Annotated in this window: 12 protein-coding genes and 1 tRNA gene; 7 read left to right on the forward strand and 6 right to left on the reverse strand. The window is 67.4% G+C overall.

Annotated features, from left to right (window positions below; all coding sequences use genetic code 11):
- The first annotated feature begins 59 nt into the window (after positions 1 to 59).
- From DMB37_RS19175 to DMB37_RS19200, 6 genes are all read left to right on the forward strand, one after another.
- Positions 60 to 761 carry a phosphatase PAP2 family protein gene (locus DMB37_RS19175; protein ID WP_135233897.1) on the forward strand — a complete coding sequence of 234 codons (702 nt, stop codon included), beginning with the start codon at positions 60 to 62 and terminating at the stop codon, positions 759 to 761.
- 102 nt (positions 762 to 863) lie between these two features.
- Positions 864 to 1,727 (forward strand): deoxyribonuclease IV, encoded by an 864-nt coding sequence (locus DMB37_RS19180; RefSeq protein WP_167768883.1) that lies wholly within the window; start codon positions 864 to 866, stop codon positions 1,725 to 1,727.
- 117 nt (positions 1,728 to 1,844) lie between these two features.
- Positions 1,845 to 3,029, forward strand: coding sequence for a serine hydrolase (locus tag DMB37_RS19185; RefSeq protein ID WP_206055278.1), 1,185 nt, complete (start codon positions 1,845 to 1,847; stop codon positions 3,027 to 3,029).
- 79 nt (positions 3,030 to 3,108) lie between these two features.
- Positions 3,109 to 3,756, forward strand: coding sequence for a class I SAM-dependent methyltransferase (locus DMB37_RS19190; protein ID WP_167768884.1), 648 nt, complete (start codon positions 3,109 to 3,111; stop codon positions 3,754 to 3,756).
- A gap of 87 nt (positions 3,757 to 3,843) precedes the next feature.
- A tRNA-Gly gene (locus DMB37_RS19195) sits at positions 3,844 to 3,914 on the forward strand.
- A 391-nt stretch (positions 3,915 to 4,305) separates the two neighbouring features.
- Positions 4,306 to 5,496 (forward strand): alpha/beta hydrolase, encoded by a 1,191-nt coding sequence (locus tag DMB37_RS19200; protein ID WP_167768885.1) that lies wholly within the window; start codon positions 4,306 to 4,308, stop codon positions 5,494 to 5,496.
- Between the two features lie 17 nt (positions 5,497 to 5,513).
- Here the strand turns inward: DMB37_RS19200 and DMB37_RS19205 are convergent, their stop codons facing one another.
- From DMB37_RS19205 to DMB37_RS19230, 6 genes are all read right to left on the reverse strand, one after another.
- Positions 5,514 to 6,632, reverse strand: a complete 1,119-nt coding sequence (locus tag DMB37_RS19205; RefSeq protein WP_135233901.1) for a class I SAM-dependent methyltransferase — start codon at positions 6,630 to 6,632, stop codon at positions 5,514 to 5,516.
- A 216-nt stretch (positions 6,633 to 6,848) separates the two neighbouring features.
- On the reverse strand, positions 6,849 to 7,352 hold the full coding sequence (locus DMB37_RS19210; RefSeq protein ID WP_135233902.1) for a flavin reductase family protein: 504 nt from the start codon (positions 7,350 to 7,352) through the stop codon (positions 6,849 to 6,851).
- Positions 7,345 to 7,860 (reverse strand): NADPH-dependent FMN reductase, encoded by a 516-nt coding sequence (locus DMB37_RS19215; RefSeq protein WP_167768886.1) that lies wholly within the window; start codon positions 7,858 to 7,860, stop codon positions 7,345 to 7,347. Before DMB37_RS19215 ends, DMB37_RS19210 begins: the two co-directional genes overlap by 8 nt.
- A gap of 46 nt (positions 7,861 to 7,906) precedes the next feature.
- Complete coding sequence (locus tag DMB37_RS19220) at positions 7,907 to 9,253, reverse strand: acyl-CoA dehydrogenase family protein (protein WP_135233903.1); 1,347 nt, start codon at positions 9,251 to 9,253, stop codon at positions 7,907 to 7,909.
- Complete coding sequence (gene sfnG / locus DMB37_RS19225) at positions 9,253 to 10,368, reverse strand: dimethylsulfone monooxygenase SfnG (protein WP_135233904.1); 1,116 nt, start codon at positions 10,366 to 10,368, stop codon at positions 9,253 to 9,255. Before sfnG ends, DMB37_RS19220 begins: the two co-directional genes overlap by 1 nt.
- A 118-nt stretch (positions 10,369 to 10,486) precedes the next feature.
- Complete coding sequence (locus DMB37_RS19230; protein WP_135233905.1) at positions 10,487 to 11,872, reverse strand: styrene monooxygenase/indole monooxygenase family protein; 1,386 nt, start codon at positions 11,870 to 11,872, stop codon at positions 10,487 to 10,489.
- A 97-nt stretch (positions 11,873 to 11,969) separates the two neighbouring features.
- On the opposite strand from DMB37_RS19230, the gene DMB37_RS19235 reads away from it, so the two are divergent.
- Positions 11,970 to 12,458, forward strand: a complete 489-nt coding sequence (locus DMB37_RS19235) for a GAF domain-containing protein (protein WP_135233906.1) — start codon at positions 11,970 to 11,972, stop codon at positions 12,456 to 12,458.
- Positions 12,459 to 12,465 lie beyond the last annotated feature (7 nt).

Genomic DNA, 12,465 nt, shown 5'->3' on the forward strand with positions numbered 1-12,465 from the left:
AGTCCGTGCCGACGCGGTTCCTCAGCCGCCGCACAGCTTCGAGATGAGATCGTGGAGCAGTGACCACCAATTCCACACCGGGCCGGAGCTGGAACATGGTCCCGACGCTCGCCGTGCTCGCCGCGGTTCTCGCCGTCTTCGCCGTCGGACTGACCAGCAACGTCCTCGCGAAAAACGGCCTCACCGCGATCGACTCGCCGATCTCGGACTGGGCCGTCGCCCACCGCAACGGCACGCTCACACCGCTCGCGATCACCGTCAGCTATCTCGGCGGCACCGTCGCGATGACCATCCTGGTGGTGCTCGCCGTCCTCGGCTACGGCCGGCGCGGACAGTGGCGGCAGGCCGGGCTGGTCGTCTGCACCGGTCTCGGGTCATGGGTGCTGGTCGATGGTGGTAAGCACCTCATCGGCCGGGAACGCCCACCAACGGTCAACCACGTCATCGTCAAGACGAACCTGGCGTATCCCTCCGGGCACAGTCTCGGATCGATGGCGGTGATCGGGATCCTCTCGATCCTGCTGATCCCGCAGGTACGCCGACCCGCGATGCGGTGGGTCGCGGGTGTCGCCGCCGTCGTCTTCGTTGCGGCGGTCGGGCTTTCCCGCATCTACCTCGGCGTGCACTGGCCGACCGATGTGCTCGGCGGCTGGGTGCTCGGTGCGCTCTTGGTCACGCTCTGCTACGCCGGGTACCAGCATCTCGAACGGCGCCAGAACCTCGCAGCCGCACCGCCACTCTCCGAAAGCCGCACCGGCTGACGAGGTACCGGTGCGCGCCCAGCCGTCGGGCACCTGATGATCATCGGATCGCTGGCTATCGTGGTTGCGTAGCGCCGTCCAGAGAGGGAGTTGATCGAGGGCTTGTCTTCACCCATTGGTGCGCATGTTCTCGTGGGCGGCGGGCTGATCAAGAAAGGGCTGCGCGAGGCGCGAGAGATCGGGGCCGAGGCGATCCAATTCTTCGCGGGCAATCCGCGGGGTTGGAAGCAGCCGACCACCGACCCGCACGACGCGGCGGCGTTCCGCGTCGCCTGCGCGGACATGCCGGTGTTCGTGCACGCGCCGTATCTGCTGAATTTCGGCTCGCCGGACCCGGTCGTGCTGGAGAACTCCGCGCAGGCGCTGAGCACCATCATGCGGCGCGCCGGCCTGGTCGGGGCGGCGGCGGTCATCGTCCACGCGGGCTCGTCGGTGCGCCAGGACCTGCGCGAGCACGCACTGGGTCGACTGACCCCACTCTTCGCCCCGCTGCTCGACACCGCACCACCCGGCGTGCGACTACTCATCGAACCCACCTGCGGCGGCGGCGCGGCGCTGGCCTCGACCGTCGACAGCACGGTAGAGTACTTCGCCGCCCTCGACGACGAGCGGATCGGTCTGTGCATCGACACCTGCCACCTGCACGCGGCAGGCGAAGACGTCACCACCGCCACCGGACTGCACGCCGTAGTCGCCAAGCTGACGGACGCGATCGGCCCGCACCGACTGGACTTGGTCCACGCCAACGACAGCCGCGACCCGGCAGGCTCACACCGCGACCGCCACGAAACCCTCGGCAAAGGCACACTCGGCGAAGATGTCTTTCGCGCCCTGTTCACCATCCCCCAACTCCGTGACATCCCCATACTGGTCGAGACCGCGACCAACGGAGCAGACGTCGCGCTGCTGAAACGGCTGCGAGACGAAGTCCGGCAAGCTGATTCGCCCATTCCCGACGACGGTTAGCCGGACGTGCGACCCATGCAGTCGGGTGCACCGCCTCGGCCGGTCGAATAAGGTCTTGGCGGCGAGGGGGTTTCGCCGATGTGTGGCGCCCCCGCCGGAGCGGGTCGAGGAGGCGTCGTGGTGCTGGTGGACGGATCGGTCGAGCGCGGGTTCGAGGTGGTTCGCGACGCGTTCGCGCACGCACAGGCCGAGGACGAGGGTGCGGCGCAGCTCTGCGTCTATCGGAACGGCCGCGTTGTCGTCGATCTCTGGGCCGGGCAGGACCCGATCTCCGGAATGGTGTGGGACCAGGATTCGCTGTCGGTACTCATGTCGGTGTCGAAGGGGGTGACCGCAACCTGCGTGCACATGCTCGTCGAACGGGGACAGCTCGAGTTGTCGGCGCCCGTCGGCGAGTACTGGCCGGAGTTCGCGACCGGCGGGAAGGCCGGCATCACCGTCGCCGAACTGCTGGCGCACCGCGCAGGCCTGGCCGGGTTCGACCCGGAGTCCGGAATCGGGGCCGAGGAGTTGACGGATTGGTCGCTGTGCACCTCGGCCTTGGCGGCGATGACGCCGCTCTGGCAGCCTGGGACCGCGTTCTACTACCACTCCATCACCTGGGGTTACCTGGCCGGTGAGCTGATCCGGCGGGTCACCGGCAAGAGCGTCGGCGATTTCCTCGCCGCGGAGATCGCCGGACCGCTCGGCTTGAGCCTGTGGATCGGGCTGCCCGAGAGCGAGGAGCACCGGGTCGTTCCCCAGTTCTCCCGCAAGGAACAGCCGAACGCCGCGCAGGTCGCCGCGGTATTGAGCGGGATGGGGATCGACGTCGACGCACGATTGATCCGGACACTGCTCGCCGCCGTCGCGACCAGGGAGGACGGAGTCGCGCTGCTCAACACCCGCGCGGGGCACGCGGCCGAGGTACCCGCAGGCAACGCGATCGGCAACGCCCGCTCACTGGCGCGGATGTACGCGGCGACCATCGGCGAGATCGATGGCGTCCGCCTGCTGACCTCCGCGACCGTCGACCGAGCACGGCAACCGCAAACCGACGGCCTGCGTGGCCCGGCGCCCTTGGATGTCCTGCCGGTAACCCACCGATTCGCCAACGGCTACGAAATCCCCGGGCCCGCCCACGCCATGCTCGGTCCCGGCTCCTTCGGCCACAACGGCACCGGCGGCCGAATCGCCTTCGCCCACTCCGAATCCGGCATCGCCCTCGCCTACACCTGCACCCACATGATCTGGGACGATGTCGCAGGCCCCGACCCTCGCTGGCTCCCCTGGATCGCCGCGCTGCAGGAGGCGATCGCGTAGGGCGGCAACGCTGAGTCATCCGGCCCTGCATGCCATCTGGGCTCCATCCGCCGACCTGTCGTATGGAATGCTGGCGAGCGTGCGCCTCTCGCTTCCGCTCATGGGCCCCTTCGCTCGCCAGCTCGGACACCCCTCAGGCCCGCTCGGACGCTTGATCACCAACGGGCTCAACGTCTTCAACAAAGCGGTTATGGCAGGTTCGATCGCCGCGCTCGAGGCACAACCCGGCGACCAGGTCGCCGATATCGGTTTCGGCGGTGGCTACGGACTGCAAGCCCTGCTCGGCCAGGTCGGGCCGCACGGACGGGTCTACGGCATCGACATCTCGACCACCATGATCGCCAAGGCACACAAGCGATTCGAGGACTACCTCGCGAACGACCGACTCCGTCTGATCGAAGCCCCGATGCGCGACCTGCCGATCGAGGCCGCGACCTTCGATGGCGTCGTCACCGTCAATACCATCTACTACATCAAGGACCAGGAGCTAGCGGAATCGTTCGCCGAGGTCGCCCGGGTACTACGGCCTGGCGGCAGGCTGGTCGTCGGCGCCGCCGACTCGTCCTATATCGAAGGCATGCCGTGGCGGGACGGCCTGATCAAGCGATCACGCGCCGAGGTGGAGGCGATCATCGAGGGGGCAGGCTTCACGACGAGTGACCATCGGCGAGTAGGCGAGTCCGACCGCGCCTTTCACGTCTACGTGGCCCGGCGACCCAATCCGTAGCATAGCCCCAGGTCAGAGGCTCCTGCCAGGACTTTTCCCGGGTTGTCGAGGGTTCTGCTAAAGTCTCGGGAGTACCTTTTCAGGTTCGCCGATGTAGTTCAATGGTAGAACTTCTGCTTCCCAAGCAGACAGCGCGGGTTCGATTCCCGTCATCGGCTCTGCAACGGTGAATGCCCTGGCCAGATGTTCTGGTGCGGGGCATTTTCTTTGTCTGTGGGGGTTCGGGCTCAGTACCGGAGGGGTAGTTGGGGGTGGCTCGTTGGGGGGATGTGGGGTGGGGATCGGGGGGTCGACGATCTGGGCATGTTGATTCGTCGCACTGTATTGGCTTTGGGGCTGGCCGTGGGGGTTTGTTCGGGGGCGGTGACTGCTTGTACGTCGGATGCCGAGCCTGCGTCTGCGTTGAGTTGGGAGCCGTGTTCGGAGAACGGCGAGTTCGACTGTGGCACAGTCACTGTGCCGGTCGATTGGGGGAAGCCGGAGGGGGAGAAAATCGAGGTTGCGGTGGTGCGGGATCGGGCCGACGAACCTGCACAGAAGGTGGGGACGTTGGTTTCGTTGCCCGGCGGGCCGGGGACGTCGGGGGTGGATGAAATCCTGAAGGGGGGAAAGTTTTCGGCGGAGTTGCGGGAACGGTTCGATATTGTGAGCCTTGATCCGCGCGGGGTGAAGCGGAGTCATCCGGTGCGGTGTGACGCGGGGCTGGCGGGTTATCGGCCGAATTTTGTGCCCGATCTGGGTGGGCGGATCGATGACGTGCATTCGTACGCAAGGGATCTCGCGGCGAGTTGCCGGCAGTACACCGGGGCGTTGATGGATCATCTCGATGCGGCGAGTGTCGCGCGGGATGTGGAGGCGCTGCGGGTGGCGGTCGGTGCGGACCAGATCAGTATCTACAGCAGGTCTTACGGGACGATGCCTGCGCAGTCGTACGCGGAGTTGTTTCCGAAACGCTTGCGCGCCTTACTGATGGACAGCGTGGACGACCACAGTTTGACTGGGCGTGCGTTCATGAACAGTGAGGCACGAGCAGCCAAGGATGCCTACGGCGAGTTCGCGGCGTGGTGCGCCAGGGAGGTGCAATGTGTCCTGCATGGTGCGGACGTCGATCAGCTCTTCGGCGAGGTATACGCCAAGTCGGCCCGCGGCGAGCTGCGCGACCTGGCCGACGCGAACAAGCAGCTAGGCCCGTTCGACCTGAACGCACAGGTCATTCAACGGCTCTATCGGCCCGAATGGTCCAAGCTGGCAACAGATCTGCGAGCGTTGGCCGACCAGCCCGCGGCGAGTCCGCTGCCACCTACTACCCCACAGCCGCAAGGCCAGGCTGTTCCGATGGCGCAGGTGATCCTCTGCTCCGACTGGCGTTTCGAGACCGCCGACCAGGACCAGTGGAACCAGCTGTGGCGGGAGCAGACGGCGAACGCCGCTCCGCTGCGCGCCCACTTCGCCTGGGGCGCAGGCGCTTTGTGCTCCGGCTGGCCCATCGCACCGGCGAACCCGGCGCACCTCCCGCAGATCATCGACGGCCCACCGATTCTCATCATGAACTCACTGCACGACCCGTCGACGCCGCACGAATGGGCACTGGGCGTCGCGAAGAACACGCCGAACTCCACCCTGCTGACCTACGAAGGCTGGGGCCACAGCGTTTACGACCGGTCCCCCTGCACCACCAGCGCCGCCGACCGATACCTCATCGAGTTGACCATCCCGCAAACCCGCTGTCCCGCAGCCTGATCGAGCGCCGGGCACCACTACGGCGTGACGGCCAAACGCCAGAGCGAAGTGACTTCCGCGGCGCGGGCGGCATACAACGGGTCGGTGGTGTCCTTGGCGCGCGGGTGCTGCGGAGTGGTGTCGGTCTTATCGATGACGTGCAGACCGGCACCCTCGATCAGGGTCAGCAGGTCGTCCCGGGTGCGCAACCCGAGATGCTCGGCCAGATCGGACAGAATGAGCCACCCTTCACCGCCCGGCTCGAGATGCGCGGCCAGACCGGTCAGGAAACCGCGAAGCATCGCACTGTCCTGGTCGTACACCCCGTGCTCGATGGCGGAGGTCGGCCGGGCCGGTAGCCAAGGCGGATTGCAGACGATGAGGTCGGCGCGACCGTCCGGAAAAAGCGTGGGACCGACTATAGAGACCGAGCGGGCAAGGCCCAGCCGGTCGATGTTGTCGCGGGCACAGGCCAGCGCCCGCGGGCTGTCATCGGTCGCCACGACATGGCTGACACCGCGGTGGGCCAACAGGGCGGCCAGCACTCCGGTCCCGGTACCGAGATCGAACGCGGTACGCACGTCGCCTGCGAACGGGGCCTGCGCGACCAGCTCGAGGTATTCGCCGCGGATGGGCGAGAAAACGCCGTAATGCGGGTAGATGGTGGCGTCCAGCGCGGGGATCCGCACACCCTTCTCCCGCCATTGGGCCGCACCGAGCACGCCGAGCAGCTCGGTGAGCGCGATGAGCATCGGCCCCGCCGACCGCCCGTACACATCGGCACAGGCCTTGCGCACGTCGGGCGCGCGGCGCAGCGCGAGCGTGTGGTCTTGTTCGAGTTGGACGATCAGCTTGCCGAGCACCCGCGCGCGATGGTTGCGCGCCCTGCGCTGCAACCGGAACGACTCGGCCGGATTATCGCCTGGCCCAGGCGCTTTTCGGTCGACCCGGCGGCCCATCGCCTGGAGCAGCTGCCGGGCATTGTGGTAGTCGCCGCGCCACAGCAGCGCCGTGCCTTCACAGGCCAGGCGGTACGCGGTCTCGGCGGTCATCCGATCGTCGGCCACCACGATCCGGGCCGGGGCCGGTGTCGCGCTTTCGGAATGCCAGGGGGCGGATCGCTCGGTATCGGCTTCGGTCCAGGTCATCGTGGACATCGGCGGCTCCTCGTTGTCGAACATGCACGGGCACGGAGTGCACCGCGACGAGGAGTTGTCGAGCTCGGTCGTTCCTACCGCGTCGAAGTGCGCGAGGAAACGTCACCGAGAACCATGCCCACGGCCATGATCGACCCTTCCGAATAGATGCATCTCATTTTCCCATACGCACCCGGCACCGGCGTGACCAGGGCTGATCGACGCACCGGCGGTGCACTAGCTGGCCTCGGCGCGCAACCGACGGAATCTGCTGCCGTGGAAGACGAGCGGGTCGACGTCGGTGCGGGTGGCGATGCGGTGGATCCGCAGGATGACGACGGCGTGGTCACCCGCGGGCACCTGAGCCTCCGGCACGCCCTCGATCCACGCGGACGCGCCGTCGATGAAGATCGCCTCCCCGGTGCCGCGATGCAGTTCGGTACCGCGGAATCGGTCGCCGTTGCGGGCGCCGAGCGAACGGGCCGCGTCCTGCTGATCGGTGCCGAGCAGGCTCAACCCGAGATGACCGGCAGCCGCCAGTTTCGGCCAGGTCGACGAGGAATTCTGCACACAGAACGACACCAGCGGCGGGTCGAGCGAGACCGGAACGAACGTGCTCACCGCGAGACCGTGTGGGGTGCCGTCGATTTCGGCGCACACCGCGACCACACCGCTGGGGAAGTTGGCGAAGGCGCGGCGCAGTCCGCCACCGTCGGCGGGGAATTCGAAGAGCTCATGCATGATCGGGCACCTCCGCGGTGACGGCCAGCGCCCGGGCGACCGGCCGCCAGCGCTCGCTGTAAGCATCGATCACGCCGTCCTCGAGGAAGGTCCGATCCGACAGGTACAGCCCGGGCAGCGCGGCGGTGGCGCCGAGTTCGACGAGAACGGGCTTGAGCAGCAGATCCGGCGCCAGCGCGTGGGCGGGACCGGCTCCGAGCATCACCGGAACGGCCAGGACACCCGCCAGCCCGGTGCCGCCGTCGAACTGCTCCAGGAACAGTTTCAACAGGCCGGTGTAGGTGGCTTTGAACGTCGGGCTCGCGAAGACGACCAGCTCCGAATCGGCGACCGTACGCACCGCCGCCGCGACGCCCGGATCACCCCAGCCGAGCAGGGCGGCGCCGAAATCGACCAGGTCGACCACCGCGGGCTCCGAGTCGGGACGCAGCCCCTTCGCGACCAGTGTGGCCGCCGTCAGAGTGCGCGAGGCTGGCTTCGGATTGCCGACTACGACCGTCACTGTCACTTTTCGTATCCTTTTCGATCACGTGCTGGTTCGACCGGCGGGCCGGTCAGATCACGCCGTGCAACGGTGGCGCGGTACCGTGCAGCAGTGCACGACCGAGGTGCTGGTACTTCCAGCGGATCGGATCGTGCAGGGTGTGCGTGCGCGCGTTGCGCCAGAAGTGGTGCAGATTGAGATCGGTAGCGGCACTTCGGGTTCCCCCCACTTCGAACAGCGCGCTCGACACCTCGTTGGCCGCCCGATCGGCCAGCACCTTCGCTGCGGCAACCGCCAGCGAGGCGCGAGCGGCGCCCTCCTGTTGCTCGATACCTACCACTGTGCCACTCGATCCGCCGCCGTCAATCCCCCCATCGGGTGGTAATGCACGGCTCTGCCCGGTGGCCGCGTCAACAGCCTTGCCCGCGGCGGCCAGGGTCGCCTCGGCGGCGGTCACCACGACCGAAAGCTCACCGAAACGCTGGATCAGCAGCGGATCGTCGACGGCGTGGGCGACACCGGCCTCGAACCATGGGCGACTCGTGGTGCGCACGAATTCCGTTGCGGCCGTCAGCGCTCCACGAGCGATTCCCGCATCGATGGCGGCGTGCAGTAGTTGCGCGAACGCACCGTATCCGGTCGGCGCCTGCACGGCGGCGGAGCGGCGGATGAGCTGGTCCCGCTCGACCAGCACCTCCTCGAACGAGACCGTTCCGCTGCCGGTGGTGCGCTGGCCGATACCGTTCCAGTCGTCGATGATTCGCACGCCCGGCGTATCGGCAGGCAGGTAGGCGATGTACTCCCCCGGCGCCAGGCCGCTGCGCCCCTCGGGATCGTCGAGTTTGGTGAGCACGGCGAGCACATTCGCGAAAAGTGAACCCGTGCAATAGAACTTACGACCGTCGACCCGGAATCCGCTGCCCGCAGGCCGCAGCGTGGTGCTGATGTCGGCAATGGTGGCGCCGCTGCGCTCGGACTGCGCGTTGGCGATCCGTGCACCGTCGAGCACCTGCGCGAAGTAGCGCTGCCGCTGTGCCGCGGAACCGGCCAGCCGCACCAGATTCACGTAGACGAAGTGACTGTGCGGGATCTGCGCGATGTTCGGATCGGCGGTCGCGAGAATCCGCACCACCTCCGCGACGGCGCTCGGCGGCAGGTCCGCGCCGCCGTACTCGGCGGGCACGGTGACGGCGAGCAGCCCGCTGCCCGCGAGCCGCTGCACCTCCGGATGCGGCAGTATCCGGCCCCGGTCGCGCGCGGCGGCCCCGGACGCGAAGTCCGCCGCGAGGTGTTCGGCGACCGAAAAGGCCTGCGCGGCCGACGTTATGCGATCGGCCGCGAGAGCGACGCCCCCGGTGTCCGCGGCCGCGGGCGGCCATGAAGCAGTCCGGGAGCGCCGCCCATCGGAGACCGTCATCAGCCCACCGCCGCGACCGGACGCCGCGCGGCCTCCAGTTCGCGAACCAGCGGAAGGACTTTCGCGCCGAAGTACTCGACCTCCTCCTGGAAGTGCAGGAAGCCACCCAGGATCAGGTCGACACCGAGCTCGCGGTAGGCGACGATCCGCTCGGCCACCTGCTCCGGCGTGCCGATCAGCTTCGTACGGAAGCCGTCGTTGTACTGCACGAGGTCCTCGAAGGAAGAGTCGGCCCACATGCCCTTGCCGTCCTTGGTGGACGCGCCCGCCTGCTGCACCGCGTCCCGGAAGCCTTGCACCGCAGGCTTGTTCGCCTTCTCGATGATCTCGCGCAGCGTGTCCTGCGCTTCCTTCTCGGTGTCGCGGGCGATGATGAAGCCGTTGAGGCCGAACTTCACTTCCCGGTTGTTGGCCCGCGCGATGCCACGCAGGTCGTCGAGCTGCTCGGTGACGCCGTCGAAGTCCTTGCCGTTGGAGAAGTACCAGTCGGCGTAGCGGCCACCGTTGCGGCGAGCCGCGGTCGAGTTACCGCCCTGGAACAGTTCGGGATTCGGCCGCTCGGGGGTGTTGAGCGGTTTCGGCTTCAGTGTGAAGTCGCGGATCCGGTAGAAGTCGCCGCCGTAGTTCACGTTGTCCTCGGTCCAGATCTTGCGGATCACCTCGAGGAATTCGGCGCTGCGCCGGTACCGTTCGTCGTGCTCGAGCCATGGCTCGCCGAGCGCGGTGAACTCACCGGCGAACCAACCGGATACGACGTTGATGGCGAAGCGGCCGTTGGAGAGGTGGTCGGCGGTGGCGCCGAACTTCGCGAGCACCGCCGGATGCCAGAGGCCGGGGTGGATGGCCGCGATGACCTTCAGCCGCTCGGTCGCGCCGAGCAGCGCCAGGCTGAACGAGGTCGACTCGTGCTGGAACTCCGCGCCGTAAGAGGCGGTGTAGCGCACCTGCGACAGCGCATAGTCGAAACCGTTGTTCTCGGCGGTCTGGGCCAGCTTCTTGTTGTATTCGAAGTCCCAGCCGGTGCGCTGTTCGATGTCGCTGGTGACCAGTCCCCCGCTGACATTGGGCACCCAGTAGGCGAATTTGATCTGTTCGGCGATCTGCTCCGTGGTCATAGCTGCTCCATGGGGTCGGGGGGTTGCCGTCGAGCTCCACCCACTCCAGCATCGCGACCCGACCGGCACGAGGGTTTGAATCTGTGCGATCGGATCGCGGTGCTGGGTGCGTGGGGTCTCAGGCGTTGGTGAGGGCGTCGGCGAAGGTGGACCTGGCGAACTTGCCTGCCGGTGCGAAGCGCCCGAGCAGGGCCGTCGCGTCTTCGCCGGTGACGCGGGTGATGAAGGCGTTGGCCGCGTCGAGCGAGTCGACCTCGAGGAACGGCTGCGGGTGGTGCAGCAGACCGACTAGCGCGGTGGCGAACTTCGGGTGGACGGCGGCCGCCGCGAACAGCTGGCTGCCGATCTCGGCGAGCTCCGGATCACTCAGGAACAGCCGGGTGACCTTGTTGGCGGCGTCGCCGCGCACGGCGAGGAACGTCGCGTACTGCTCGGCGATCCAGGCTTCGTCGAACGGGCCGTCGTGCACCGCGGCGGCCGCGACCAGCCGCTGCGCCTGAATGAGCCCGCTCTGCGCACCCTGGCCCGCGACCGGGTCGTACGCGGCCGAGGTGTCACCGAGCGAGGCCACCACGTGGCCACCCGCGGTGTGCCCGACGCCGGCCCGGACCACCGGCCGCACCGCGCCTTTCAGCCAGGAATGCGGGTCCTCGGCGATCACCTGGGTGGCCAGCACCTCGGGCAGATCCCAATCGATGAAGTCCCGGTAGATATCCTGCACGATCCGGTGCGCGGTTTCCGCGGAATCCGCTGCGGCGAAACGGGTTTCCCATTCGCTGCCCGGCCTGGCCCAGCCGAGGAACGCCCAGCTCGGGCCCGCGTCCTTGTGCAGGTAAGGGCCCCACCAGGCTTCGCCCTGCTCGGCCAGGATGGAGAAGCCGCTGTGCGCGCCGCCCGCCGGGCTGCGGTGGGCGAAAACGTCCTTGCCGTAGCCGATTCCGGTCACGGTGACGGTCAACAGCGAGCGCTGCGGGGAATCGTAGGGGGTTCGGGTCTGATCGATCGGGAAGAGGTCGGACAGACCGCCGCGGCCGGTGGCGACCAGGGTGAGGGCATTGGCCGCGGCGATCGTGTCGAGAGTTTCCGGGGTCACCTGCTCCACGACGAAACGGCCACCGCGTTCCTGGAATGCGGTCAGTCGCTCGTCGGCCTTCAATCGGGTGTCGACCGCAATACCGACGTAACCGCCGAAATTGCCGTCGAATTGGATCAGTTCGGCGCCGCCAGGCCCGGCGAGGCGGACGCTGAGCCCGGTGTGCCGCGGCGCCCGGCCGGTGTAGGTGTCCAGCCCGAGCGCGGCTTCGGCCTGCTGGGTCACCCCGAATTCGAGCGCGGTGCCCGTGGCAGGGACGTCGTCGCGCAAACTGCGCTGATCGCGGTCGCTGTAAAGGGTGACGTCGAATCCGGCGTCGAGCAAGCCCAGTGCCGCAGTGGCGCCGGTTTGGCCGGCGCCGATTACCGCGGCCGAACGGGTGGAACGGGGAACGGAATTCTGCGTTGTCATGTTCGGATCATCCGGGTGTGCCGCGCCCCTCGTGAGTGTTGCGATCAGCGAGAATCAATGAGCAGACAGGAGTTTTGCCTGGCGTACCATTCGGGCCATGTCGTTCACCGTTGCCGACCTGACCGGAGACCGCACCGAGCAGTACCGCCAGCTCGCCGCGCAGGCCGAAGCGCTGGTGGCGGGCGAGCACGACCGTGTCGCCAACGCCGCCAATCTCGCGTCGCTGGTATTCCACGCACTGCCGCAGCTGAATTGGGTCGGGTTCTATTTCTACGACGGAAATGAACTCGTCGTCGGACCGTTCCAGGGCAAGCCCGCGTGCGTGCGCATCCCTATCGGGAAAGGTGTCTGCGGTACCGCGGCACAGTCCAGGGAAACGCAACTCGTGCCGGATGTGCACGCGTTCCCGGGGCATATCGCCTGCGATGCCGAGACGCGGTCGGAAGTGGTTATTCCATTGGTGCACAACGGCGAACTCATCGGGGTGTTCGACCTCGACAGCCCGAAGCCGCAGCGGTTCGATGAAATCGACCAGCACGGACTGGAATCCATTGCGCAGGCGTTTCTCGATTCCCTCGCGTCGTAGCTGTCCA

The sequence above is a fragment of the Nocardia sp. CS682 genome (assembly GCF_004634405.1).
In the GTDB taxonomy this organism is placed as follows: Bacteria; Actinomycetota; Actinomycetes; order Mycobacteriales; family Mycobacteriaceae; genus Nocardia; species Nocardia ninae.

Excerpts from the sequence above, each read along its gene's own strand:
- DMB37_RS19230 (WP_135233905.1), bottom strand. The coding sequence starts at position 11,872 with ATGACAACGCAGAATTCCGTTCCCCGTTCCACCCGTTCGGCCGCGGTA.
- sfnG (WP_135233904.1), bottom strand. The coding sequence starts at position 10,368 with ATGACCACGGAGCAGATCGCCGAACAGATCAAATTCGCCTACTGGGTG.
- DMB37_RS19210 (WP_135233902.1), bottom strand. The coding sequence starts at position 7,352 with ATGCATGAGCTCTTCGAATTCCCCGCCGACGGTGGCGGACTGCGCCGC.
- DMB37_RS19220 (WP_135233903.1), bottom strand. The coding sequence starts at position 9,253 with ATGACGGTCTCCGATGGGCGGCGCTCCCGGACTGCTTCATGGCCGCCC.
- DMB37_RS19205 (WP_135233901.1), bottom strand. The coding sequence starts at position 6,632 with ATGTCCACGATGACCTGGACCGAAGCCGATACCGAGCGATCCGCCCCC.
- DMB37_RS19235 (WP_135233906.1), top strand. The coding sequence starts at position 11,970 with ATGTCGTTCACCGTTGCCGACCTGACCGGAGACCGCACCGAGCAGTAC.